The 26,185-nt window shown below is 53.4% G+C and carries 22 protein-coding genes; 11 read left to right on the top strand and 11 right to left on the bottom strand.

Annotation, left to right across the window (positions count from 1 at the left end; translation table 11 throughout):
- Positions 1-322: 322 nt before the first annotated feature.
- Positions 323-826, bottom strand: a complete 504-nt coding sequence (dps, locus tag ACLJPE_RS07100; protein ID WP_000100805.1) for a DNA starvation/stationary phase protection protein Dps — start codon at positions 824-826, stop codon at positions 323-325.
- A 302-nt stretch (positions 827-1,128) separates the two neighbouring features.
- Positions 1,129-2,016, bottom strand: a complete 888-nt coding sequence (rhtA, locus tag ACLJPE_RS07095) for a threonine/homoserine exporter RhtA (protein WP_023232776.1) — start codon at positions 2,014-2,016, stop codon at positions 1,129-1,131.
- A gap of 353 nt (positions 2,017-2,369) precedes the next feature.
- Between rhtA and ompX the strand changes: the two genes are divergently transcribed.
- Entirely contained in the window at positions 2,370-2,885 is a 516-nt protein-coding gene (gene ompX, locus ACLJPE_RS07090; RefSeq protein ID WP_000716763.1) for an outer membrane protein OmpX, read from the top strand.
- Positions 2,886-2,947: 62 nt separating this feature from the next.
- Here the strand turns inward: ompX and ACLJPE_RS07085 are convergent, their stop codons facing one another.
- Both ACLJPE_RS07085 and mntS read right to left on the bottom strand, forming a co-directional pair.
- On the bottom strand, positions 2,948-4,528 hold the full coding sequence (locus tag ACLJPE_RS07085) for a phosphoethanolamine transferase (protein ID WP_023137168.1): 1,581 nt from the start codon (positions 4,526-4,528) through the stop codon (positions 2,948-2,950).
- Positions 4,529-4,792: 264 nt separating this feature from the next.
- Positions 4,793-4,921: a manganase accumulation protein MntS gene (gene mntS, locus ACLJPE_RS07080; RefSeq protein ID WP_001001755.1), complete on the bottom strand. Its 129-nt coding sequence runs from the start codon at positions 4,919-4,921 to the stop codon at positions 4,793-4,795.
- Positions 4,922-5,106: 185 nt separating this feature from the next.
- On the opposite strand from mntS, the gene mntR reads away from it, so the two are divergent.
- Positions 5,107-5,580 carry a manganese-binding transcriptional regulator MntR gene (gene mntR, locus ACLJPE_RS07075; protein ID WP_000533542.1) on the top strand — a complete coding sequence of 158 codons (474 nt, stop codon included), beginning with the start codon at positions 5,107-5,109 and terminating at the stop codon, positions 5,578-5,580.
- A complete protein-coding gene (locus ACLJPE_RS07070; RefSeq protein WP_001046525.1) occupies positions 5,577-6,689 on the top strand; it encodes an anion transporter in 1,113 nt (370 codons plus the stop codon). Before mntR ends, ACLJPE_RS07070 begins: the two co-directional genes overlap by 4 nt.
- Before the next feature lie 43 nt (positions 6,690-6,732).
- Here the strand turns inward: ACLJPE_RS07070 and ldtB are convergent, their stop codons facing one another.
- Positions 6,733-7,653 carry a L,D-transpeptidase gene (gene ldtB, locus ACLJPE_RS07065; protein WP_001056404.1) on the bottom strand — a complete coding sequence of 307 codons (921 nt, stop codon included), beginning with the start codon at positions 7,651-7,653 and terminating at the stop codon, positions 6,733-6,735.
- Between the two features lie 218 nt (positions 7,654-7,871).
- On the opposite strand from ldtB, the gene ACLJPE_RS07060 reads away from it, so the two are divergent.
- Complete coding sequence (locus ACLJPE_RS07060) at positions 7,872-9,467, top strand: ABC-F family ATPase (RefSeq protein WP_000961434.1); 1,596 nt, start codon at positions 7,872-7,874, stop codon at positions 9,465-9,467.
- Between the two features lie 121 nt (positions 9,468-9,588).
- On the opposite strand, the gene ACLJPE_RS07055 is transcribed toward ACLJPE_RS07060, so the two are convergent.
- Positions 9,589-10,854: a DUF1479 domain-containing protein gene (locus tag ACLJPE_RS07055; RefSeq protein WP_000210949.1), complete on the bottom strand. Its 1,266-nt coding sequence runs from the start codon at positions 10,852-10,854 to the stop codon at positions 9,589-9,591.
- A gap of 261 nt (positions 10,855-11,115) precedes the next feature.
- Between ACLJPE_RS07055 and ACLJPE_RS07050 the strand changes: the two genes are divergently transcribed.
- Positions 11,116-11,925, top strand: a complete 810-nt coding sequence (locus tag ACLJPE_RS07050; protein ID WP_000217910.1) for a Cof-type HAD-IIB family hydrolase — start codon at positions 11,116-11,118, stop codon at positions 11,923-11,925.
- 77 nt (positions 11,926-12,002) lie between these two features.
- Here the strand turns inward: ACLJPE_RS07050 and ACLJPE_RS07045 are convergent, their stop codons facing one another.
- The 4 genes from ACLJPE_RS07045 to moeA all read right to left on the bottom strand — a co-directional run bounded on the left by ACLJPE_RS07045 (position 12,003) and on the right by moeA (position 17,602).
- Positions 12,003-14,435 carry a glycyl radical protein gene (locus ACLJPE_RS07045; protein ID WP_023212635.1) on the bottom strand — a complete coding sequence of 811 codons (2,433 nt, stop codon included), beginning with the start codon at positions 14,433-14,435 and terminating at the stop codon, positions 12,003-12,005.
- A gap of 5 nt (positions 14,436-14,440) precedes the next feature.
- A complete protein-coding gene (locus ACLJPE_RS07040; protein ID WP_023212634.1) occupies positions 14,441-15,340 on the bottom strand; it encodes a glycyl-radical enzyme activating protein in 900 nt (299 codons plus the stop codon).
- A 277-nt stretch (positions 15,341-15,617) separates the two neighbouring features.
- Complete coding sequence (gene moeB / locus ACLJPE_RS07035) at positions 15,618-16,367, bottom strand: molybdopterin-synthase adenylyltransferase MoeB (protein ID WP_000829280.1); 750 nt, start codon at positions 16,365-16,367, stop codon at positions 15,618-15,620.
- Complete coding sequence (gene moeA, locus ACLJPE_RS07030) at positions 16,367-17,602, bottom strand: molybdopterin molybdotransferase MoeA (RefSeq protein WP_000395790.1); 1,236 nt, start codon at positions 17,600-17,602, stop codon at positions 16,367-16,369. Before moeA ends, moeB begins: the two co-directional genes overlap by 1 nt.
- A 203-nt stretch (positions 17,603-17,805) precedes the next feature.
- On the opposite strand from moeA, the gene iaaA reads away from it, so the two are divergent.
- From iaaA to gsiD, 5 genes are read left to right on the top strand one after another with little or no spacing between them, the layout of a single operon-like run.
- Positions 17,806-18,747, top strand: a complete 942-nt coding sequence (gene iaaA / locus ACLJPE_RS07025; protein WP_001030503.1) for a beta-aspartyl-peptidase — start codon at positions 17,806-17,808, stop codon at positions 18,745-18,747.
- 10 nt (positions 18,748-18,757) lie between these two features.
- Positions 18,758-20,629, top strand: coding sequence for a glutathione ABC transporter ATP-binding protein GsiA (gsiA, locus tag ACLJPE_RS07020; RefSeq protein WP_023212633.1), 1,872 nt, complete (start codon positions 18,758-18,760; stop codon positions 20,627-20,629).
- A 32-nt stretch (positions 20,630-20,661) separates the two neighbouring features.
- Positions 20,662-22,200, top strand: coding sequence for a glutathione ABC transporter substrate-binding protein GsiB (gsiB, locus tag ACLJPE_RS07015; protein WP_000191427.1), 1,539 nt, complete (start codon positions 20,662-20,664; stop codon positions 22,198-22,200).
- Between the two features lie 60 nt (positions 22,201-22,260).
- A complete protein-coding gene (gsiC, locus tag ACLJPE_RS07010) occupies positions 22,261-23,181 on the top strand; it encodes a glutathione ABC transporter permease GsiC (RefSeq protein WP_000936066.1) in 921 nt (306 codons plus the stop codon).
- Positions 23,182-23,183: 2 nt separating this feature from the next.
- Positions 23,184-24,095: a glutathione ABC transporter permease GsiD gene (gene gsiD / locus ACLJPE_RS07005; protein WP_001236024.1), complete on the top strand. Its 912-nt coding sequence runs from the start codon at positions 23,184-23,186 to the stop codon at positions 24,093-24,095.
- A gap of 90 nt (positions 24,096-24,185) precedes the next feature.
- Here gsiD and rimO read toward each other — a convergent pair whose 3' ends face one another.
- Positions 24,186-25,511 (bottom strand): 30S ribosomal protein S12 methylthiotransferase RimO, encoded by a 1,326-nt coding sequence (rimO, locus tag ACLJPE_RS07000; RefSeq protein ID WP_000073314.1) that lies wholly within the window; start codon positions 25,509-25,511, stop codon positions 24,186-24,188.
- 230 nt (positions 25,512-25,741) lie between these two features.
- Between rimO and bssR the strand changes: the two genes are divergently transcribed.
- Positions 25,742-26,125 carry a biofilm formation regulator BssR gene (gene bssR / locus ACLJPE_RS06995; RefSeq protein ID WP_000259651.1) on the top strand — a complete coding sequence of 128 codons (384 nt, stop codon included), beginning with the start codon at positions 25,742-25,744 and terminating at the stop codon, positions 26,123-26,125.
- Positions 26,126-26,185 lie beyond the last annotated feature (60 nt).

Raw genomic sequence — 26,185 nt, 5'->3', positions numbered from 1 at the left:
GGGCACTGATTTAGTGCATGAATAACAAAGTAGAGATACAGGGTCTATTTAGCGTAAAAATTGTTGTTAAAACAATCTTTAATTAACGATTGTGTGATGTAATTATTACAAATAATTCACTTTTATCAGAGGGGAGTACAAGACGTGTGCACTATTTAAGTGCAAAACCCCTGTGACAGGCAGGGGTATAGGGATGACTTATATACCTGTGTACATCAAGTTGCAGGTGCGTTCGCTTCAGTTACCGACGGAAGTCTGGCTCCTGCGGATTCGCTGCGTTTGTACCTTCCTGCAACTCGAAGTATTCAGGGTAGAGATAGATTTATTCGATGTTGGATTCGATAAACCACAGGAATTTATCGAGGTCGCGTGATGCAGCGGTAAAGATATCGGCAGTGTCTTCATCTTTGGCTTCACCGATAGCTTTGCGAACATCATTAGCGACAACAGCGTAGCGATCGGCCAGTTCTTTTAAGTGATCCTGCACGTTATGGATGTCCAGCGGATAGCTTTTCAGTGGAGTTTTGCTGTTGATAACTTGCGTGGTGCCTAACGCCACACCGCCAAGCTGTACGGCGCGCTCGGCCATAGTATCCAGATGATCGGTCAGTGCGGTACGGAAGCCATCCAGCATCTCATGAACGGCAATAAAGTTAGCACCGCGCATGTTCCAGTGGGCCTGTTTCGTGATCAGCGACAGGTCAATGAACTGGATCACCTGACGATTAAGCAACTCAACCGTCGCTTTTTTATCGCTCTCTGATACATCGTTACGGGTATAAAGCAGATTAGACGCTTTTGTTTTTACCAGTTTAGCGGTACTCATAATCTCATATCCTCTTGATGTTTGTGTCCCAGGTAATTAACGAAAATAAGTATAGCACCGGTTTTTAACTTTGCTTTTTTGAATTTACCTATCACTTTAATAGTACAGACAAGATTTAATATTTATTTTGATTGTAAATCAATTAGTTAGGTGAGCTTGTTGTTTGTTGGGTAATAATTCTCATTTTAATGTAAAAAATGAGAAAAAATATGACAAAAAATGACGAAGTAATAGCGCGATAATAAAAGGTGAATAACGAGGTGATATTCTGCATGATTATGCACATCATGCAGAATAAGAAACTATTTTACGTCAACTTGTTTAATTTGCGGTTCGCGACGAATCGTTAGGGTAGATCCCATTGAGGCGGCAATGATGGCGCACAGGGCCATGATTTGTATGCCCGTAAGCGTTTCGCCCAGAAAAATCATCCCGGAAACGGCGGCCAGCGCGGGTTCCATGCTCATCAGCGTACCGAAGGTGCGGGTTGGCAGGCGCGTCAGCGCAATCATTTCCAGTGAATAAGGCAGTGCCGTAGAAAGCACAGCGACCGCTAACCCTAAGGGAAGAATCGACCAGTGCCATAGCGCGTCGCCAGCCTGAACTGCGCCAATCGGCACGAAAATGATGGCGGCAATCAGCGAGCCTACCGCCACCGTGGCCGGACCATGTTCCGCGCCTGCTCGCTGGCCGGTAAGAATATAGACAGCCCAACAGGCGCCAGCGCCGAGCGCTAACGCGGCCCCGGTAAGATCGACGTGAGACATATCTTGCCCTAATGGCAGCAGGAACCAGAGTCCAAGCACAGCCAGTACGACCCAAATAAAATCTACCGGCCGCCGGGATGAAAACAGCGCGACCGCCAGAGGGCCGGTAAATTCCAGCGCGACCGCAATACCCAACGGCACCGTCTGAATCGACATATAGAATAGATAGTTCATCCCGCCCAGCGACAGACCATAAAACAGTAAAGGCAGCCGCTGCTCTTTGGCAAAACGCAAACGCCAGGGTTTGAAAAAGGCGATAAGGATAAGCGTTCCCAACGCCAGACGAAGCGCCGTTACGCCCGGCGCGCCGACAAGAGGAAATAACGATTTCGCCAGTGAAGCGCCACTCTGAATAGAGGACATGGCAATGAGCAAAACCAAAATGGGCAACCAGACTGGTAGTTTACGTGTTGACCCCGGCATCCTTTCTCCTGTCAAAAAATGTCAGTACGAGTAAAGGTGGCAGTGTAATGGAAATTCCCCGTGGCGGTTGAGGATTCGTTGAAAAAAAATTTCCAGGATTCCATAAAATGAACTTAAATTGATGGATAAATAGACTGTTAGTTTAGGAATAATCTGGATGAATGTATCGCGTCGCACGCGCATTATTGGTGCAATCAGCCGGAAAAGTGATGTTAATTGAATAAGATAGCGCGATATGGAAACGTTCTGTTACATGAAAGGAGCCCTTAGACACCGTGAATCGCAAAGAGTTTCCCATTAATTTTTGATATATTTAAAACTTAGGACTTACTTGAAGCACATTTGAGGTGGTTATGAAAAAAATTGCATGTCTTTCAGCACTGGCCGCTGTTCTGGCTTTTTCCGCAGGTACTGCAGTAGCTGCTACTTCTACCGTTACCGGTGGTTACGCTCAGAGCGACGCGCAGGGCGTAGCGAATAAAATGAGCGGTTTCAACCTGAAGTATCGTTACGAGCAGGACGACAACCCGCTGGGCGTAATCGGTTCCTTCACCTACACCGAAAAAGATCGTACTAACGGTGCGGGCGATTACAACAAAGGTCAGTACTACGGCATCACTGCCGGCCCGGCTTACCGTCTGAACGATTGGGCGAGCATCTACGGCGTAGTCGGTGTGGGTTACGGTAAATTCCAGACGACCGATTACCCAACCTACAAGCATGACACCAGCGATTATGGCTTCTCCTATGGCGCTGGTCTGCAATTCAACCCGATGGAAAATGTTGCTCTGGACTTCTCTTACGAGCAGAGCCGTATTCGTAGCGTTGACGTTGGCACCTGGATTGCTGGCGTGGGTTACCGCTTCTAATCACGTCGGTGAAAATGAAAAATCCGCCTTTCGGGGCGGATTTTTTTTGCCTGAAACATGCATTATTTTAGTGAAAAAATATCGCTGCCCAGATGGTTATAGTCCACTTTCTGTAATTTGAAATTGGTGATATAAACGGGCCCGGCTTTCTGTTCCGAAATAAATCGATAGCGATTTTTGATCTCTTTAGCGCTAATTCCTGTCCATTGCGAGAAAAAACTCAGGAAATCGTTCGCGGAACGGCGAGCTTTAATGATCCGATGCGCTTTACTGTCGCTGGATAGCACCATAAACGGCACCTGGAAGTTTTGCTGGAATTTGTCGTCATGCGCCAGGTACTGTACCGCTTTGCCGCGCTCTTTAAACGCCAGCCCGTGATCGGAGAAATACACGAGCGAAAAACTGTCGCCGCTATGACGAAGCTGAGTATAGAGCTGACGGAGCAAATCGTCGGTTTGCGTCATGGTGTATAAATAACAAGACGTCTCTTTCGACTGGACAAACGTCGCGTATTTTCCCTGAGTACGGTCACAGGCCTGGGGATGCGATCCCATTAAATGCAACACAATCAACTGCGGTTGCGTGCGTTCTGTCGCCAATACCTGCGCCGTCATGGTTAACAGCGCGTCGTCGCGAGTATTTTTATCCGCTTCAAAATCGCCGTTTTTCAGGAAATGCGCTTCATCGGCGCGTTTGGCGATACTGGCGATGGCCGTGTCGTATTCACCGATTTGCCCCTGATTGGAAAACCACCATGTCTGAAAACCGGCGCGGTTAGCCAGCGTGACGAAGTTATCCTGATACTGCGGTTTGTTATCCACCACGCGATTGAGCGTTAAACCGAGCGATTTTTGCGTTGAGCCGCTGGCGGCGATGTAATCCATAAAGAAGTCGCCATTCACATGGCTGGCGAAGGGGGTATTATCCCAGTGGCCGCCGAAAGCGCCCATGGCATCCCGTCGCGCGCTTTCACCTATCACCACGACATAGATGTGATATCTGGGTTTCACCGTAGTAACCGTCCAGCTATCTTTTATGCCGGATAGCTGCGCCATACGGTGCTGCTCTTCAATGACTTCGTTGTTATTGACGATAACGTCTTTAGCGAAGCGAAAAACCGGATAGCCGGTATCAATAACCTTAAAAACGCCGCCCCATGCCAGATTTTGTACCGGCGCGACGAAAAATGCCGCGACGCTAATCAGCAGGCACAGGCTGTCGAGGCTATTCCAGCGCGGCCTGACCTCTTCTTTTCGGCGGCGAAGCGCAATAATACCCAGCGCAAAAATAAAAAGTCCGGTCAGGTAGCTATACCACGGGAAGATGGTCAGGATTTCGCTCGACTCTTCCATATTGGTGGAGTGCAGCGCCAGCAGCGTATTAAAGTTCGGCGCGCCGTAAGCCTGGCCAAAGGGAAAATAGCAAGCAGCTACCAGCGAACAGATGCCGAGCAGCGCTTTTTGTCCGCGGGGCAGGTAGCGCCAGAGCAGCAGCAACAGGCAGGTAAACGCCGCGGTATAAAGCAGGCTAAAGGGGTAGCCGAGCGCGAGGTTAATCAGCAGCGACTGTAAAAAGTAGAGGCCCGCCCACGGGCTTACAGCCCGACGACGGGCGAGAAGTGAATCGATAAGGGTTGAATTCATATGCCACTATTGCAAAAACGCCATGTGCTAACCCTGGCGCGAAGGGTCATTACCTGCCTGATTATGCGTAAAAAAGGTATTGGGTTCGCAACGGCGAGTCGCAAAATATTCAGGGCTGCCAGAAGATAGAGCGTGCGGGTAAGAAGGTCAACCGCCGGAAAGAAAATGTTTTGCGAAGAGAATAGCAAAACCACAAAAAAACAGGGGAAATGGGCGCCATTTCCGTTGAGGATGCAAAATAAAGCGGCGTACCGCACCGCCGCGTTATTTCGTGGAAGGGTTATCCTGTTCCGGTTTGCCGTTGATCATATCGCACAACATAGAGAGCAGCATTAACCGGACTTTAAAGGGAGAGTGACTGAACACGCGTATACACCTCTTAAATTCGTTCATATAAACCTCCTGATGTTTCTATCCCATCGATCCGTGAGGGATGTCTGCATTACATACAGATATAGCACAGGCTATGTTTTATAGCTATTGCTAAAACGTTAATTTTTTGTGCCCGGACAACTCTGGTTTACAATGAGCGCTCTGTCAGCTGACGCGTTAACGCGTCACAGAAACGAGGAAGCAAAATGGGTCGTCGCGCAGGTACGCCAACAACAAAAAAAGTGACGCAATTGGTGAACGTAGAAGAACACGTTGAAGGATTTCGTCAGGTCAGAGAGGCGCATCGCCGTGAGTTGATAGACGATTACGTTGAGCTGATTTCCGATTTAATTATTGAGGTAGGGGAAGCGCGTCAGGTGGATATGGCGGCTCGGCTCGGCGTCTCCCAGCCAACTGTGGCCAAAATGCTTAAGCGCCTGGCATCGTTAGGATTTATTCAAATGATCCCCTGGCGCGGCGTTTTTCTGACGCCGGAAGGGGAGAAGCTGGCGCAGGAAAGCCGCGAGCGGCACCAAATTGTCGAAAATTTTTTACTGGTGTTAGGCGTAAGTCCGGAGATCGCGCGTCGTGATGCGGAAGGGATGGAACACCATGTCAGCCAGGAGACATTGGATGCCTTTTTGGCCTTCACGCAACAGCATGGAACATCTGCAGAATGAATCTGGCTTTTTTACGGGCGCTGCGGCGTGACCGTTTTTTTCAGTTGTTGATCATTGTGGGGATGGCGTTAAGCCTGTTTGTTCCTTTTGCGCCTCGCGCCTGGCCTGGCGCGATTGACTGGCACACCATTATTACCCTCAGTGGGTTAATGTTGCTCACTAAAGGCGTTGAGCTGAGCGGCTATTTCGATGTGCTGGGACGCAAGATGACGCGCCGATTTCATACCGAGCGGCAACTGGCGATGTTCCTGGTGCTGGCTGCGGCGGTGCTGTCGACCTTTCTGACAAACGATGTCGCGCTGTTTATCGTTGTGCCGCTGACGATAACGTTGAAAAAACTGTGTGCGATTCCGGTCAACCGATTGATTATTTTTGAGGCGTTGGCGGTGAACGCCGGTTCGCTGCTGACGCCTGTCGGTAATCCGCAAAATATTCTGTTGTGGGGACGCTCCGGCTTAACCTTTGCTGAATTTAGCGGGCAAATGGCGCCGCTTGCCGTCATGATGATGCTGACGTTACTGCTCCTGTGCTGGTTTTGTTTTCCGGGTAGGGCGTTACAGTACCATACCGGTACGCGTTCGCCGCAGTGGCAGCCCCGTCTGGTGTGGAGTTGCCTGGGATTATATGTCGTTTTTCTTACCGCGCTGGAGCTCAGGCAAGAGTTATGGGGACTGGTGTTGGTGGCGGCTGGGTTTATTGTGCTGGCGCGCAGGGTGATAGTCAGCGTGGACTGGACGCTGCTGCTGGTATTTATGGCGATGTTTATTGATGTCCATCTGCTAACGCAATTGCCGGCGTTGCAGGGCGTTTTCAACCAGGTTGGCGCACTGTCTCACCTGGGACTTTGGCTAACCGCTATCGGCTTGTCTCAGGTTATCAGTAATGTGCCCAGTACCATTCTCCTGCTGAACTATGTACCGGCCTCGACGCTGCTGGCGTGGGCGGTGAATATCGGCGGGTTTGGTCTGCTGCCGGGGTCGCTGGCAAATCTTATTGCTTTACGGATGGCGAACGATCGCCGAATCTGGTGGCGATTTCATTTCTATTCACTGCCGATGCTGGCATGGGCGGCGCTGGTGGGATATGGATTATTGCAACTGATGCCGTAAGAGAAGCCCGATAGTGTCTATCGGGCTTCGCAGGCAGAGTCTGTCAGTTCAGACGAACCGGCATCCCGGAACGATCCTGAACTGCCTGTTGTACGACGGTCTGATCAACGTCAGGCTCGTTGGTGACGGCCAGGATACTCTTATTAAGCGTGATCGGCACCGCTTCCTTACCTTCAAACTGCGCTTCCGTCGTTGACAGCGGGTTATGCACCTCAATGTAACGGCTACCGTCCGGCTCGGTGGTGGCTTTTACCGGTTCATCGATAAACTGCACGCGGGTACCGACCGGCACATTTTCAAACAGGAATTTGATATCGTCGTTGCGTAGACGTACGCAGCCGTGGCTCACGCGAAGCCCGATGCCGAAGTTGGCGTTGGTGCCGTGAATAGCATACAGGCGACCGATGTACAGCGCGTACAGGCCCATCGGGTTATCCGGGCCCGCAGGCACGACCGCAGGCAGCGGCTCGCCGGCGGCGCGATATTCAGCGTGCATTTTTGCCGTAGGCGTCCAGGTCGGACCGGCTTTTTTACGTTCAACTTTGGTCGTCCAGTTGATAGGCGTGTCTTTACCTAACTGACCGATCCCAATCGGCAGGACGATAACGGTGTTTGTGCCTTTCGGGTAGTAATAGAGGCGCATTTCCGCGCTATTAATGATAATGCCTTCGTGTACGGTATCCGGCAGGATCAGCTGCTGCGGAATATTCAGCACGGTACCGCCCTTCGGCAGGAAGGTATCCACGCCCGGGTTGGCTTCCAGCATGTTGGAGAGCCCCATCTGATACTCCGCGGCAAAATACTCCAGCGGCTGGGTATTGCCCTCCGGAACGGTGATGACCTGATTTTGCCCAATTAAACGGCTACCATCGGTAGGCAGCGGGTAAGTGACTGCTGAGGCTGTTTTACAAAAACCAACTACAGCGAAAGCCGCCGCGAAAAGCGTTGTTAATTTCATATTCATGTTATGCGAGATTCTGTGCCAAGCAGGCTAGTAGGTTGAGAATTCTGTCATGTTGGGAGCGCATTATAGGTGCATTCCAGTAAACAGGGAATTCAGATGTGTACGAAATCACGTTTTTTTCCCTTACGGTTCAGTGTAGCCCTTTGTACAGGGCGCGATCTTATTTCAGACTTGTGGCATAATAAGCGGTTTGTCACATCTTTTTTCAGGATAAGCCTGTGTTAGTTTCCAGCAACGTTACCATGCAGTTCGGCAGTAAGCCGCTGTTCGAAAACATTTCCGTCAAATTTGGCGGCGGCAACCGTTACGGCCTGATCGGCGCCAACGGTAGCGGAAAGTCCACTTTTATGAAAATCCTCGGCGGCGACCTGGAGCCGACGCTGGGCAATGTTTCCCTTGATCCGAATGAGCGCATCGGTAAGCTGCGTCAGGACCAGTTCGCTTTTGAAGCATTCACCGTACTTGATACTGTCATTATGGGGCATGGCGAATTGTGGGAAGTCAAGCAGGAGCGCGACCGTATCTACGCTTTGCCGGAAATGAGCGAAGAAGACGGCTATAAAGTCGCCGATCTGGAAGTAAAATACGGCGAGATGGACGGTTATTCCGCTGAGGCGCGTGCAGGCGAATTGCTGTTGGGGGTGGGCATCCCGCTGGAGCAGCATTACGGTCTGATGAGTGAAGTCGCGCCAGGCTGGAAATTGCGTGTGCTGCTGGCGCAGGCGTTATTCTCTAATCCGGACATCCTGTTGCTCGACGAACCGACCAACAACCTGGATATTGATACTATCCGTTGGCTGGAGCAGGTGCTGAACGAGCGCGATAGCACGATGATTATCATTTCGCACGACCGTCACTTCCTGAACATGGTTTGTACGCATATGGCGGATCTGGATTACGGCGACTTGCGCGTCTATCCGGGTAACTATGATGAGTATATGACGGCGGCGACTCAGGCGCGTGAACGTCTGTTGGCCGATAATGCGAAGAAAAAAGCGCAAATTGCCGAGCTGCAATCTTTTGTTAGCCGTTTTAGCGCCAATGCCTCTAAATCGCGTCAGGCAACGTCGCGCGCGCGGCAGATTGATAAAATCAAGCTGGAAGAGGTGAAAGCCTCCAGCCGTCAGAACCCGTTCATCCGTTTCGAGCAGGATAAAAAACTGTTCCGTAACGCTCTGGAAGTGGAAGCGCTGACGAAAGGTTTTGATAACGGTCCGCTGTTTAAAAATGTCAATTTGCTGCTCGAAGTCGGCGAGAAGCTGGCGGTACTCGGCACCAATGGCGTGGGTAAATCTACGCTGCTGAAGACGCTGGTTGGCGATCTGGACGCCGATCATGGCACCGTTAAATGGTCGGAAAACGCGCGTATTGGTTACTACGCGCAGGACCACGAATATGAATTCGAAAATGACCTGACGGTGTTTGAATGGATGAGTCAGTGGAAGCAGGAAGGCGACGACGAGCAGGCAGTGCGCAGTATTCTGGGCCGCCTGCTATTTAGCCAGGATGATATCAAAAAGCCTGCGAAAGTCCTTTCCGGTGGCGAGAAGGGCCGTATGCTTTTCGGCAAACTGATGATGCAAAAGCCGAATATCCTGATTATGGACGAACCGACTAACCACCTGGATATGGAGTCGATCGAATCGCTGAATATGGCGCTGGAGCTGTATCAGGGCACGCTGATCTTTGTTTCGCACGACCGTGAGTTCGTCAGCTCGCTGGCAACCCGCGTCATTGAAATTACGCCGGAGCGCGTGGTGGACTTCAGCGGCAACTACGACGATTATTTGCGTAGTAAAGGGATTGAAAGCTAAACACTGACGCCCGGTGGCGTTGTGCTTACCGGGCCTACGTATCCTGGCGCGTAGGTCCGGTAAGACGGGTGCGCCCAGACAAAGGGCGCACCGCAGTTAAGCGGGCAGGGCTGTACGACCATCAAACGTCCATACCTAATGCCCGTTTACCGTGAATATTCAGATCGCGCAGCGTGAAGCGCCCTTCCCAGGTGGTTTCATAGTCCTCGCGCGGGAAATCGCCCGGTGATGCGCCTGTCTCCAGCGCCGCTTTCACCTTACGCGCATAGGCCAGATTTTTCTCACACATTGGCGCGGCAGGAATGTACATCACATTGCCCCAGCCCTGCTGATTTTCTACGGGGGCGACGGAGTGGATGACATCGCAATGCCACCACACGGAATCCCCGGCTTCCAGTGGCGGAATGCTGGTTAACGCCGCCATCAGTAAAGGATGCCACTGTTCAGAAATCGGCAGCACCCGGCCCGGCGCGACGCCGCATAATTCATCTTCCGGGACATCATCCAGCAGCGGGCGCAACAGAATATACGCCATCGCCTCCGGGATAGGGACGACATGAAGCAACCCCTGACCGGGCAGCATATCGGAGAGCGCGGTCCAGCCCTGGAAGGTGCGAAATACCGAGCATTTTGTGGTGTTATCCACCGTATACTCTTCAACTTCGGTACGGTGTGCCGCATTCCACGGATCGTACTGTTCGATGTTGCCGTTAAACACACTGGCGAATACCTGCTGATAGGCTGGCAGCAGCCAGCGTTCCAGCGCGCCGGAGTCGGTATGCGCTCCCAGTCCTTTGGATGTGGTGCCCGGCGGGCGGCGACGGATGCGATCCGGATAAATGATGCTGATATCCGGATTAAACCATCGCTTGCCGTCGTGCTCTACCTGCCACAGACGGTTGAGGAACGACTGCGCCAGCGCCATCTCTTCACTTTGGCGGGCCTGCATTTGCGCCTGCGACCAGTAGACAGGATAGATTTCAGGCCGGGAGGCGCTCAGCGTACCGAAAAAATTATCCCCCGGTCCTTTATACACCTCGTCAAAATGGTTCTTGTCCAGATAGTCGAGCATCGACTGGTCCCACGCCAGCGCCTGTTCGCGTGGAAAATGACCTTTAATCACCGCGCACCCGCGGCGCTTAACCTCGGCGCGGGTGGCATCGCTAATGTTGCCCATCGCCAGTTCGCTAAAAGGGATAATTGGCCATACCGGCTGTCCCTGCGCCTTCAGATCGTTAATTTCCGCCACCCGGGCTGCTATGGTGGCGCTCAAACGGTCGAACACCGCCTGTACGTCGCCGATTTGCGCGCGTAGCGCCTGCTTCATCTGACGAATGGCCGCTTTTGGGTCGGCGGGCAGCGTTTCGTGGGTAAAAGGAGTCGTCATATCAACCTCATCATCTTTCGTTCGAAAGTAAAATTAGTTACATGTGATACTTTAAGTTAAAGTAAGGTTAATGCAAGTTTAAAATATTGCAGGGGAATACAAAGAGGGAAGCGAGAGGAAAACGTAAGGTGGCCAGGACGCCTTAATGTCTTATGCGGCTATTCCTTTCGTTCAGCCACTTTTCATTCGAAATAAATTTGTGGTTCTGCTCACATTGTTATTAAAATGTTTCTGGTCGCAGTTACAGCTAGGAGCTTAAGTATGACCGTTAACGTTGTCGTTACCGATATGGACGGCACTTTTCTCGACGATGCCAAGCAGTACGATCGTGTACGCTTCATGGCGCAATACCAGGAACTGAAAAAACGTAATATCGAATTTGTGGTCGCTAGCGGTAATCAGTACTACCAGTTGATCTCCTTCTTCCCCGAGCTGAAAGACGAAATTTCCTTCGTCGCAGAAAATGGCGCGCTGGTGTATGAACATGGCAAACAGTTGTTTCACGGGGAGCTAACCCGGCATGAATCGCGTATTGTGATTGGCGAACTGCTGAAGGATAAGCAGCTTAATTTTGTCGCCTGCGGTCTGAAAAGCGCTTATGTCAGCAAAAACGCTCCCGAGACTTTCGTGGCGCTGATGGCCAAACATTATCACCGCCTGCAGCCGGTAAACGATTATCACGACATTGACGATATCCTGTTTAAGTTCTCCCTGAATTTGCCTGATGAACAAATTCCGCTGGTTATCGACAAACTGCACGTATCTCTGGATGGCATCATGAAGCCCGTCACCAGCGGCTTCGGTTTTATCGACCTGATTATCCCGGGACTGCATAAAGCGAATGGCATCAGTCGTCTGTTAAAGCGCTGGAACAGGTCGCCACAGAATGTCGTCGCCATTGGCGACAGCGGTAATGATGCGGAAATGTTGAAAATGGCGCATTACTCTTTTGCCATGGGCAATGCCGCAGACAATATCAAAGCGCTTTCACGCTATCACACTGATGATAATAACCATCAAGGCGCGCTCAACGTCATTCAGGCCGTGCTTGACGGCACCGATCCCTTCTGATTAACAGGCCTGCGCAGGCCTGTTAAGCGTAGCGCCATCAGGCAATTCGGACATATTGCCGATGGCGCCAGGGCAAATTACAGCATATGTTCGGTACGGGCGATGATATCGTCCTGCGCATCCGGCGACAGCGCGGTGAAGAAGGCGGAGTAGCCTGCCACACGCACGACCAGATCGCGGTACTGGTCCGGATGTTTTTTCGCATCCAGCAGCGTTTCGCGTGACACGATGTTGTACTGAATATGCCAGCCTTTATGCACCTCAAAGAACGTCCGTAGCAGAACCATCAGTTTCTGTTTGTCGGATTCGTTTTCCAGCGTCGTTGGGTTCAGTTTCTGGTTGAGCAGCACGCCGCCGAGAATGGAACCGGTAGGTAATTTGCCTACGGAACCAATCACCGCCGTCGGGCCGAGATGATCCGTACCTGATGCAGGGCTTGCGCCTTCCGCCAGCGGTGTATGCGCTTTGCGACCGTCCGGGGTAGCCATGGTCGCGGCGCCAAATGGCACGTTTGCTGAGATAGAGGACGTACCGGCGTAATAGTTGCCGCCGACAGGGCCACGACCATAGCGCGGGTTATGATATTGCTTCAGCTCATCAATATAGGTCTGATAAGCGCGCGCCAGCAGGGTATCGACACTGTCATCGTCGTTGCCGTACTTCGGCGCGCCGTTAATCAGACGCTGGCGCAACTGCTCGTGAGTCAGACCGTCGAAGTCATCGGCCAGCGCGGCGGCAAGCTGCTGTTGACCGATAACGCCCTGTTCGAAGACCAGTTTTTTCACGGCGGCGAGGCTGTTGCCCAGGTTGGCGATACCGACCTGCAGACCGGATACCCAGTCATATTTCGCGCCGCCTTGCTTGATACTTTTCGCTCGCTCAATACAGTCATCTACCAGCGCTGAGCAGAGAATATCGTGGACATTCTCTTCCAGCATGGTGTCGACCACATACTCAATTTCGATCGATTTGCGCGTGTAGTAGCGAATTTGGGTATCCCAGGCGGCCATCACTTCGTCAAAATTGTTAAAGTTGCCTGCGGAGAGCGCCTTTTCCTGCGGCAGAAATACTTTGCCGCTGGTGGCGTCGCGACCGCCTTCCAGCGCCGCCAGCATGACGCGGGCGAAGTTAATAAAGCTCATGCCGGTGCAGCGATAACCCCATTTCCCGCCGACGGCGGTTTCGATACAACCGATCGCCGCGTAATCGTAAGCGTCCTGCGGTTCGATCCCCAACTCGATAAATTCCGGGATGACGATTTCATCATTGTTAAACGCCGGCATCCCAAAGCCGCAGCGGATGACCTGGACGCAGGCGTCAAGGAAATCGTTACTCATTCCGGCGTGATAACGCACACTGAGGTTGGGCTGGGTAGAACGCAGACGTCCGCAGGACTCCAGAATGGCGTAAGACAGCGGATTCACTGCGTCCATTGGCTGACCGTTGATGAGATTCTGACCGCCAATGGTGACGTTTTGATACAGCGGGCTGCCCGCGGAAGCTTTAGAGTGCGAACCGGAACGGATCTTGTTTACTTCCAGCAGTTTCAGCCAGCAGCTGTGCAGCAGTTCAATGGCGTGCTCACGATCCAGCGTCTGGTTTAGTTCGACATCGCGACGATAATAGGGGTAAAGATACTGGTCCATACGACCAAATGACACCGAGTGACCGTTAGACTCAATTTGTAGAATCAGTTGAATGAAGTAGCACAATTGCAGTGCTTGCCAGAAGGTCTGCGGCGGTTGGTGGGCGATCACCTCACAGTTTTCGGCGATGGTAAGTAGTTCTTTACGACGGCTTTCACGGGACTCTTCGCTTGCCATCTGGCGCGCCAGCGCGGCAAAGCGCGTGATATGCTGGCTTACCGCGTCCAGCACTATATCAATCGCCTTCAGGAACTGCTCGCCATGCAGATCTTCCAGCACGGTCAGGTTGATGCGTGAGCGGCGCTCGGCGACTTTATCGCGCAGGCCATCAAGCCCTTTTTCCAGCAGCAGCGGGAAGTTCACCGCCAGGTGCGCGTCACCGGAAGTCATATTGCCTTCGGCTTTGATAATGCCAGTCGCCAGAAGCCCTTTTTGTTCATCGGTAAACATGCCGTAGCAGCGATCCTGGACGGTTTGACCGCGCCACCACGGACAGATGTCGTGCAGAATACGTTTGTTTTCTTCACTTACGGAAAAACCTGCGCCGGGCCGGTCCGCCAGGTCGTCGATCTCTTTTTCAATCCACGAGACGGTATATTCTGGGAAAATCGGCGCGGCCCGGACTTCACTTGCCTGGTTGCCGACGATCAGTTCATCGTGTTTTATCCAGATAGTGCGTTCCGCCAGGTGATGGGCCAGCGCCAGCGCGCGGCGTACCGGAATCGGTTTATCCAGATGCTGCTGGTACATTTCGGTATAATGCTGTGCGCGTTCGGTACAGACCGGCGGTTTCACGATATGTACCAGCGCGGTTTTGTGCGCCTTAATGCGGTCGCTGAGCGTGTCCAGTTTCAGTTGGGTCATGATAATTATCCTCGTAGGGTCGCGGTTAAACCTTTTTGGCAGGCGTACTTCTGGGCAAAATCAAGTAACGCCGGCGCATCCAGTGGTTTATCCGGGGCATGATAGGGCTGACTGAGTAAGTGGTATTTATTGATGCCCAGCGTGTGGTAGGGCAGAAAATGAATTTCCCCGACGTGCAGTTCGTCGGCGGCAAAGTCGGTAATGGCTTTAATGGCCTCCTCATCGGCATTAAATCCCTGAATCAGCGGGACGCGAATCACCATTTTTTTGCCCGCGGCGGCGAGTTTCCTGAGATTTTCCAGCACCCGCGAGGCGCTGCCATCGGTCCACTGCTTAAACGGCCCGTCGGCGACATGCTTTAAATCAGCCAGAAACAGATCGATATAAGGCAGTGAGGGCGCAATGTATTTCCATGGGACATGCAGACAGGTCTCAACCGCAGTATGAATACCGGCGTCATGGCTGGCTTTAAACAGCTCTGCCGCCAGCTCCGGCTGCATAAACGGTTCGCCGCCGGAAAGCGTAAGACCGCCGCCGCTGCGATCGTAAAAAGGTTTATCGCGCAGTACCGTCGCCATGATCTCATCCACGCTTTTTATTTCGCCGCACACGGTTAACGCCTGTGTGGGGCAGCAATGCGCCAGGATGGAAAAATGGGCGTCGGTCAGTTTCTCGCGATGGATGAGCAGGCCGTTTAGCGCGCGCTCAATGACGTCCGGCGCGGCTTGCGCGCACAGGTCGCATCCTTCGAGACACAGCCGCGCGTCGTATAACAGATCCTGAGCGCGGGCGCGGCTTTCCGGGTTCTGGCACCAGCGACAGCCCAACGAACAGCCTTTGAAAAATACTACGGTACGGATACCGGGGCCATCGTGGGTAGAATAGCGCTGAATATTGAAGATCATAAACGGCCTCTCTTATTTCATATAAAGATTAAACTACTTTCGAATGAAAGTTATCTTGATGTGCGTCAACGAATGGAGAGGTTCTGATAAAGAGGCGTTAAATGAGGTACAACATCACGGTTTGAGGCTGTGATATGGCGTTTAAGATGATGCCGCGCTGCTTGAGCCGATCGTCAGTCGGAGCTTGGGTAAGCTGGCTTTGCGTCTGATGACAGTAATTATCTGTTGATACAGCACGGCCATAAACCGTGCTTCGGTATGTTTATCCGTAAAGTGACTACTGACCGCAGACCTCACAGCCGGGGTTGCGCATCAACTTCATTTCGCGGAACTGACAGGTCATCGCATCGTACATGACGATTTTTCCGCTGGCAGGCTGACCGTAATGCGCCAGCAGCTTAATGGCCTCCATTGCCTGTAGCGAACCGATCACGCCAATCAGCGGCGCCATCACCCCTGCCTCTACGCAGGTCAGAGCGTTTTCGCCAAACAGACGGCTCAGGCAGCGGTAACAGGGTTCGTTTTCCCGATACGTAAAGACGGTAACTTGTCCTTCCATACGAATTGCCGCGCCGGAGATTAGAGGCACTTTCGCGGTATAGCACCCGGCGTTAAGTTGATTACGTACGCTAACGTTATCGGTACAGTCCAGTACCAGCGAATGCCCGGCAATCAGGCTGGTCATGGCGTCGTCGTCCAGCCGCGCGTTAACGGGCGTAATGGTAATATGCGGGTTGATTCGCGCCAGCGCGTCGCGGGCGGACTCTACCTTTGGCTGCCCGACCGTGGCGTCGCTGTGCAAGGTTTGACGCTGGAGATTGGAAACGGAAACGGTATCAAAATCGAGTAGCGTCAGTTGCCCGACGCCAGCGCCGGCCAGATACTGCGTTGCCGCGCAGCCGAGTCCGCCCAGCCCGACCACTAATACCCGCGCATCTTTTAACGCTTCCTGCCCTTCAAAATCGAAGCCGCGCAGAATAATTTGTCGGTTATAGCGCAGCATCTCCTGGTCGCTAAGTTCCGCCATTACAGGCCTCCGAACAGAGCATTAAACGGCTCGACTTCCACCCATTCTCCCGGCTCAACATTGCCGCGTTCACGCTCCAGCACAATAAAGCAGTTGCCCAGACTAAACGAGCTGAAAATATGTGAACCCTGGTGCCCGGTGGTCGTGACCTCCAGTTCGCCGTTGGCGCTACGTTGCAGGATGCCGCGCTGGAAATCGAGACGCCCCGGCGTTTTCTTCAGGCGAGATGCTGTGCGTACACGCTGGCGCGGCGGTACAGCGCTTGCCGTGTTGCCGCCAAGCTTCGCCAGTAAAGGCTGAACCAGTTGATAAAAAGTGAGCGCCGCAGAGACTGGATTCCCCGGCAGGCCACAGAACCAGCTATTACTGAGTTTGCCGAAGGCAAACGGTTTGCCTGGCTTGATAGCCAGCTTCCAGAAGGCGATTTCGCCCAACTCCTCAAGGATGGTTTTGGTATAGTCCGCTTCACCAACCGAGACGCCGCCGGAGCTTATCACTACATCGGCCTGGCTGTCGGCGTCGATAAACGCGGCGCGGAGCTTACCAGGATCGTCAGGAATAATGCCTAAATTGATCACTTCGCAGCCAAGCTGTTGCAGCATCAAATGTATGGTTAAACGGTTAGTGTCATAAATTTGTCCCGCCTCCAGCGGCTGGCCCGGAAGCTGGAGCTCGTCGCCGGTCGAGAACAGCGCTACGCGCACTTTACGTACAACCTGCGCATCGGCAATTCCCAGCGACGCCAGCACCGGCAGTTCGGCAGTAGTCAGGCGCGTACCGGCCGGAAAGACCACCGCATCCTGGCGAATATCCTCGCCGCGGCGGCGGATGTTTTGTCCGCAACGAACATCGGCGGTAAAACGCACGCCATCATCGGTTTGTTCCGTCTGCTCTTGCATAACTACCGCCTCGCAACCTGCCGGTACCGGGGCGCCGGTCATAATGCGAATGCAGGTGCCCGCAGGCCACTCTCCCTGGTAAGGCTGACCGGCAAATGCTTTGCCGGCGACGGGCAGCGGCTTATCGGCGGACAAATCCGCCACGCGTACTGCATAACCATCCATAGCTGAATTATCAAAGCCGGGGACATCGAGGGGAGAAACGATATCGGTCGCCAGGATGCGGCCAAAGCAGTTCACCAGCGGCAACGTTTCTACGGCGGTGAGCGGGGTAATACGTGAAAGCATCTGGGTCAGCGCCGTTTCAAGCGGCATCAATCCGGCGGAAAATTCCATGAACATACTCCTGCGAGGCAAAATCGAATCCGGCTATTATGTCAGAAAACAGTGGCGGGCAGTATGCTACCTCGGTCTTAGAGACGGCCTTGCGCCTTTACATACCTTACGCATCTTTCTATATTCAAAAATCGAATGAATAACTCACAACAATTCTGATAGTTATAGTAAAAGTTGTGTGCCACCGTTAATGGACCCTAAAAATGAATAAAGCAGTGATTGCGATTCACGGCGGCGCAGGCGCGATTGCTCGCGCGCAAATGAGCCATGAGCAGGAGCTACGCTATATCCAGGCGCTGTCAGAGATTGTCGAAAGCGGGCAAAAGATGCTGGAAGCAGGTGACAGCGCGCTTGATGTAGTGACGGAAGCGGTGCGCCTGCTGGAAGCGTGTCCGCTCTTCAATGCGGGTATCGGCGCGGTCTATACCCGAGACGGGACTCATGAACTGGATGCCTGCGTGATGGACGGCAATACCCTGAAAGCCGGAGCCGTCGCGGGCGTGAGTCATGTTCGCCATCCTGTGCTCGCCGCCAGACTGGTGATGGAGCGCAGCCCGCATGTACTCATGGTGGGGGAAGGGGCGGAAAACTTTGCCTTTTCACAGGGGATGGCGCGCGTTTCGCCGGATATCTTTTCCACCCCGGCGCGTTACGAGCAATTGCTGGCGGCGCGTGCGGCGGGCGAAATGGCGCTCGATCACAGCGGCGCGCCGCTGGACGAAACGAAAAAAATGGGTACAGTCGGCGCGGTGGCGCGGGATAAATTCGGCAATCTGGCGGCGGCAACGTCTACCGGTGGGATGACCAATAAATTGCCCGGGCGCGTCGGCGACAGCCCGCTGGTCGGCGCCGGGTGTTATGCCAACAACGCCAGCGTCGCCGTTTCCTGTACCGGAACGGGAGAGGTCTTTATTCGCACGCTCGCGGCTTACGATATCGCCGCATTGATGGAATATGGCGGACTCAGCCTTGCCGATGCCTGTGAGCGCGTGGTGATGGAAAAATTACCGGCACTGGGCGGCAGCGGTGGATTAATCGCCGTTGATCACGAAGGTAATGTCGCGTTGCCGTTTAACAGCGAAGGGATGTATCGCGCCTGGGGATATGCCGGGGATACCCCTACCACAGGAATTTACCGGGAATAAGGAGCCGCAGGTGCCGCACAGCGATGAACTGGATAGCCGCGATGTTCTGTCCGTCAGTGGCCTGAATATCGCGTTTCACCACGAAGGGCAACAGGTAGACGCCGTGCGTAATGTGTCATTACGCCTGAAGCGTGGAGAGACTCTGGCGATTGTCGGCGAGTCGGGATCGGGAAAATCGGTGACGGCGCTGGCGTTAATGCGGCTGATTGAGCAGTCGGGCGCGAACGTGCGCTGCGGCGAAATGCTGTTGCGTCGGCGTAATCGCCAGGTGATTGAGCTGTCTGAGCAGAGTGACGCGCAGATGCGGCGTGTGCGCGGCGCGGATATCGCCATGATTTTCCAGGAGCCAATGACCTCGCTCAACCCGGTATTTACCGTTGGCGAGCAAATTGCCGAATCTATTCGTTTGCATCAGGGCGCCAGCCACGAAGAGGCGCTGGCGGAAGCGAAACGTATGCTCGATCAGGTACGGATCCCGGAGTCGCAGGCGATTTTATCGCGTTATCCGCATCAGCTTTCCGGTGGGATGCGCCAGCGAGTCATGATCGCGATGGCGCTATCCTGCCGTCCGGCGGTATTGATTGCCGATGAACCCACCACGGCGCTGGATGTCACTATCCAGGCGCAAATTCTGCAACTTATCACAGTGTTGCAGCAAGAGATGTCGATGGGCGTGATTTTTATCACCCACGACATGGGCGTCGTGGCGGATATTGCCGATCGCGTGCTGGTGATGTATCAGGGCGAGGCTGTGGAAACCGGCAGCGTAGAGCAGATTTTCCATGCGCCGACGCATCCTTATACCCAAACGTTACTGGCCGCCGTCCCTCAGCTTGGCGCGATGCACGACCACTCGCTGCCACGCCGTTTCCCGTTGATTTCCGCTGACGAACCGGCCCTTTATGAATCGCAGATTGAGCAAGACACGGTGGTGGAAGGCGAGCCTATTCTCCAGGTTCGGGGGCTGGTGACGCGATTCCCGCTGCGTAGCGGTCTCTTTAACCGCGTTACGCGTGAAGTTCATGCCGTTGAGAATATCAGTTTCGATCTCTGGCCTGGCGAAACGCTATCGCTGGTGGGCGAGTCCGGTAGCGGAAAATCGACGACCGGACGCGCGCTGCTGCGGTTGGTTGAATCCCGGCAGGGGGAGATTATCTTTAACGGACAGCGCATTGACACGTTGTCTGCGGGTAAACTCCAGCCGTTGCGCCGCGATATTCAATGTATTTTCCAGGACCCTTACGCCTCGCTCGACCCGCGCCAGACCGTGGGGTATTCCATTATGGAACCTTTACGGATTCATGGCCTGGGGCAGGGGGACGCTGCGGCAAAGCGCGTGGCCTGGTTGCTTGAGCGTGTCGGATTACGTCCTGAACATGCCTGGCGTTATCCGCACGAGTTTTCCGGCGGTCAACGTCAGCGCATCTGCATAGCTCGCGCGTTGGCATTGAATCCTAAAGTGATTATTGCCGATGAGGCGGTCTCCGCGCTGGATGTTTCCGTTCGCGGACAGATCATTAATTTACTGCTCGATTTACAACGGGAAATGGGGATCGCCTACCTGTTTATTTCGCATGATATGGCGGTCGTGGAGCGAATTAGCCATCGCGTGGCGGTGATGTATCTTGGTCAAATTGTTGAGATGGGGCCGCGGCGCGCCGTTTTTGAAAACCCGCAGCATCCTTATACGCGTAAATTGATGGCGGCGGTGCCGGTTGCCGATCCTTCCAGACACCGGCCGCGGCGCGTTCTGCTATCAGATGATATACCCAGCAATATTCATAAACGTGGCGAAGAGACGCCCGCCGTTTCATTGCAGTTGGTCGGGCCGGGACATTATGTTGCGCGGCCGCTGCAGGATAATGCGCTCTCGCGCTTATAACATTCAGACAGGCAGGGTTTCAGGAGAACAACATGACGCAATTTATTACGCATAAATGGCTGGCGGCGCTGGGACTGGCCTCATCCATTGCGGCTTTTCCGGCCCTGGCGGCCAAAGATGTGGTGGTGGCGGTAGGGTCTAATTTCACCACGCTCGATCCGTATGACGCCAACGATACGCTCTCGCAGGCGGTGGCGAAGTCATTTTATCAGGGGCTGTTTGGCCTGGATAAAGACATGAAGGTAAAAAACGTCCTGGCGGAGGGCTACACCGTTTCTGATGACGGTCTGACCTACACCATTACCCTACGGCAGGGGGTGAAATTTCAGGACGGCGCGGATTTTGATGCGGCGGCGGTGAAAGCGAATCTCGATCGCGCCAGCAATCCGGATAACCACCTCAAGCGTTATAACCTGTATAAAAATATCGCAAAAACGGAGGTTGTCGACCCGGCAACGGTAAAAATTACCCTGAAACAGCCGTTCTCCGCTTTCATTAATATTCTGGCGCACCCGGCGACGGCGATGATCTCGCCGCAAGCGCTGGAAAAATATGGCAAGGATATTGGTTTTCATCCGGTCGGTACCGGTCCATACCAGCTTGAAACCTGGAATCAGACCGACTTTGTCAAAGTGAAAAAGTTCGCCGGTTACTGGCAGCAGGGCTTACCCAAGCTGGATTCTATTACCTGGCGTCCGGTTACTGACAACAATACCCGCGCGGCGATGCTGCAAACCGGCGAAGCGCAATTTGCTTTTCCTATCCCTTATGAGCAGGCCGCGTTACTGGCGAAAAATAAAAACCTCGAACTGGTCGCCAGCCCGTCTATTATGCAGCGTTACATCAGTATGAATGTGACGCAGAAGCCGTTTGATAATCCTAAGGTGCGTGAGGCGTTGAATTACGCTATCAATCGTCAGGCGCTGGTTAAAGTGGCGTTTGCCGGATACGCCACGCCGGCGACGGGCGTGGTGCCGCCGTCGATAGCCTATGCGCAAAGCTATCAGCCGTGGCCCTATGATCCGGCTAAAGCGCGCGAACTGTTGAAAGAGGCGGGGTATCCAGACGGTTTCAGTACCACGCTGTGGTCATCGCACAACCATAGCACCGCGCAAAAAGTGTTGCAGTTTACCCAACAGCAACTGGCGCAGATTGGCATTAAAGCCCGGATAACCGCGATGGACGCCGGCCAGCGCGCCGCGGAAGTTGAGGGCAAAGGGCAAAAAGAGAGCGGCGTGCGAATGTTCTATACCGGCTGGTCGGCGTCGACGGGCGAAGCTGACTGGGCGTTATCGCCGCTCTTCGCATCACAAAACTGGCCGCCGACGCAGTTTAATACCGCTTTTTACAGCAACAAGCAGGTCGACAGCGATTTGGCGGCGGCCTTAAAGACCAACGATCCGCAGGAGAAAACACGACTATACAAAGAGGCGCAGGATATTATCTGGAAAGAGTCGCCCTGGATACCGTTGGTGGTGGAGAAATTGGTTTCTGCGCACAGTAAGAATTTGACCGGTTTCTGGATTATGCCGGATACCGGTTTCAGCTTTGACGATGCGGATTTGAAGTAAGTAATGCGATGGGGCTGGATGGCGCGCGCGTTGTCCGCCATCCGGTAAAAGGTTCGTGTGATGCTTAACTATGTTCTCAAGCGCCTGCTGGGATTAATTCCTACGCTGTTGATTGTGGCAGTGCTGGTGTTTTTATTTGTTCATTTGTTGCCCGGCGACCCGGCGCGGCTGATAGCCGGACCAGAAGCCGACGCGCAGGTGATTGCGCTGGTTCGTCAGCAGCTGGGGCTTGATCAGCCGCTTCATGTCCAGTTTTGGCATTACATCACTCATGTTTTACAAGGCGATTTCGGTACGTCAATGGTTTCCCGCCGCCCGGTTTCTGAGGAGATCGCCAGCCGCTTTTTGCCGACGCTGTGGCTGACGATAACCAGTATGATATGGGCGGTGCTGTTTGGCATGGCGATCGGCATCGCCGCCGCCGTGTGGCGTAATCGCTGGCCTGACCGGGTAGGAATGACGCTTGCCGTGACCGGCATTTCTTTCCCGGCTTTTGCGCTGGGAATGTTGTTAATGCAGATTTTTTCCGTGGATCTGGGCTGGCTACCGACCGTGGGGGCGGATAGCTGGCAACATTATATTTTACCCTCCCTGACGCTTGGCGCGGCGGTGGCCTCCGTCATGGCGCGTTTTACGCGCTCCTCGTTTGTCGATGTCCTGAGCGAGGATTACATGAGGACCGCGCGGGCGAAAGGCGTCAGTGAAACGTGGGTGGTGTTAAAACATGGCCTGCGCAATGCGATGATCCCGGTCGTCACCATGATGGGACTGCAATTTGGCTTTCTGCTTGGCGGATCGATCGTCGTCGAAAAAGTGTTTAACTGGCCGGGGCTTGGGCGATTACTGGTCGACTCGGTCGACATGCGCGACTACCCCGTGATTCAGGCGGAAGTGCTGCTGTTTTCTCTGGAATTTATTCTTATCAACTTAGTGGTGGATGTCCTCTATGCCGCCATTAATCCGGCTATCAGGTATAAGTAAGGATGCGATTATTTAACTGGCGCCGTCAGGCGATTTTACATGCTATGCCGGTGGTAAAACCCGACCAGATACGCACGCCATGGCGGGAGTTCTGGCGTCGTTTTCGCCGCCAGCATGTCGCGTTGGTCGCCGGGGGATTCGTACTGGCGTTAATTCTGGTGGCGATTTTTGCCCGCTGGCTGACGCCCTACGATGCGGAAAACTATTTTGACTACGATAGCCTGAACAATGGCCCCTCTTTGCAGCACTGGTTTGGCGTTGACTCGCTGGGAAGAGACATCTTTAGCCGGGTTCTCGTTGGGGCGCAGATCTCACTGGCGGCGGGCGTGTTCGCGGTATTTATCGGCGCGATAATCGGCACGGTGTTGGGATTGCTAGCGGGATATTATGAAGGCTGGTGGGATCGTTTCATTATGCGCATTTGCGATGTGCTGTTCGCCTTCCCCGGCATTTTGCTGGCGATTGCCGTTGTGGCGGTGTTAGGCAGCGGTATTGCTAATGTGATCGTTGCGGTGGCGATTTTCTCTATTCCGGCGTTTGCACGTCTGGTGCGCGGAAATACCCTGGTCTTAAAACAGCAGACGTTTATTGAGTCTGCCCGCAGTATCGGCGCCAGCGACACGACGATTTTGTTTAGCCATATCTTGCCGGGAACGGTCTCGTCAATTGTGGTTTTCTTTACGATGCGTATCGGTACGTCAATTATTTCCGCGGCAAGCCTGTCATTTCTCGGATTAGGCGCGCAGCCGCCAACGCCGGAGTGGGGAGCGATGCTCAATGAAGCGCGGGCGGATATGGTCATCGCGCCGCACGTAGCGCTCTTCCCGGCGGTGGCGATTTTCCTGACTGTGCTGGCGTTTAACCTGTTAGGCGACGGGTTGCGCGATGCGCTGGACCCGAAGATTAAGGGGTAAGCCAGCCCGGTGGCGTTGACGCCTGGCGGGCCTGGAACGGGCTCGCCAGGTGGGGTAACACATCCGGCACCCGCGCCGGGGGAGGTGGCGTTAAACCCGACTGCCCCACAAATCATATTCGTCGGCGTTTTCCACTTTCACGCGCACGATATCGCCCGGCTTGACGTTGGTTTCGCCGTTCAAATAGACCGCGCCGTCAATTTCCGGCGCATCCGCCATGCTACGTCCGATAGCGCCTTCTTCGTCAACCTCATCGACGATCACCAGAATTTCGCGGCCCACTTTTTCTTGCAAGCGCTCAGCGGAGATTTGCTGTTGCAGTTGCATAAAGCGGTTCCAGCGCTCTTCTTTCACCTCTTCCGGCACCTGATCCGGCAGGTCATTCGCGCCTGCGCCTTCCACCGGACTGTACTTGAAGCAGCCTACACGATCGAGGCGCGCCTCTTTCAGGAAGTCGAGCAGCATCTGGAAGTCTTCTTCCGTTTCGCCGGGGAAGCCGACAATAAAGGTGGAGCGTAAGGTCAGTTCCGGGCAGATTTCGCGCCACTGCTTAATGCGCGCCAGCTGGCGGTCAACGGAACCAGGACGTTTCATCAGTTTAAGAATCCGCGGGCTGGCATGTTGCAGCGGAATGTCCAGATAGGGCAGGATTTTGCCCTCCGCCATTAGCGGAATCACATCATCAACGTGTGGGTAGGGGTAGACGTAGTGCAGACGTGTCCAGACGCCCAGTTTTGATAACTGTTCGCACAGGCTCACCATACTGGTTTTCACCGGTTCGCCATTATGGAATCCGGTGCGGTGCTTCACATCTACGCCGTAGGCGGAGGTATCTTGCGAAATCACCAGAATCTCTTTGACCCCGGCATCAACCAGACGTTTCGCTTCGCTTAATACGTCGCCAATCGGACGGCTGACCAGATCCCCGCGCATCGACGGAATGATGCAGAACGTGCAGCGGTGATTACAGCCTTCAGAAATTTTCAGATACGCATAATGGCGCGGCGTCAGTTTTACACCCTGTTCCGGTACGAGGCTTAAAAATGGATTGTGCTTCGGCTTCGGTACGTAATGATGTACGTGCTGCAGAACTTGCTCATAGCTATGCGGCCCGGTGATTTCCAGTACTTTCGGATGCACTTCGCGGATCTGATCTTCTTTTGCGCCCAGGCAGCCGGTGACGATTACCTTACCGTTTTCGTTCAGCGCTTCGCCAATGGCTTCCAGCGACTCTTGTACCGCGCTGTCAATAAAGCCACAGGTATTAACGATAACCATATCCGCATCGTCATAGCGTGGCACAACGTCATAGCCTTCGGTACGCAGCTCAGTCAGGATGCGTTCCGAATCAACGAGGTTTTTCGGACAGCCCAGGGAAACGAAGCCGATCTTTGGCTGGTGGGTTACATTACTCATAGCTTAAAAAATGTTCATTTATTGGAGTGGTCAGGGCAGGGATTCTACAGATATCCGAACAAAAATTGTATCGCAATCTCATCGTGAGCGGCGGCATCAACCGTTGTGGTTATCAGCAAAAGGTGAAAAAGGGCAATTCTAAGAAAATTCTTGATCTCTGACACCCCTTTGTCTAAAAAACGACCATACTATTAAGTTGAACCCTGGTAGAAAAGAGGAGGAAAAAAGGTATGGTCGTTGACAGACTGAGAACCGATCTTCTCAACAAGCTGATAAACGCGCGTATCGATCTTGCCGCTTATCTGCAATTGCGAAAAGCGAAGGGGTATATGTCAGTCAGCGAAAGTGACACTCTGCGTGACAATTTTTTTGAACTGAATCGCGAGCTCCACGATCACGCTTTACGGCAGGGACTGCATCTCGATCAGGAAGAGTGGAACGCGCTGCGTCGTGCCGAAGGCGCGCTTGCAGCCGCCGCCGTTTGTTTAATGAGCGGACACCATGATTGTCCGACCTTTATTGCCGTCAACGCAGATAAACTTGAAAACTGTCTGACAACTTTGACGCTGAGTATTCAGAGTCTGAAAGCACATTCACCGCTTACACAGGTCTGAATAAGGGGGAGGCGACTCCCCCTTTTTATCGAACCGCGCCGCTTAATGTTTTGTAAAAAT

Origin of the sequence: Salmonella sp. SAL04196, assembly GCF_046550835.1 — a bacterium.
Taxonomy (GTDB): Bacteria; Pseudomonadota; Gammaproteobacteria; order Enterobacterales; family Enterobacteriaceae; genus Salmonella; species Salmonella enterica.
The sequence above is the reverse complement of the archived record's forward strand: the minus strand, read 5'-3'. Positions and strand labels throughout refer to the sequence as shown.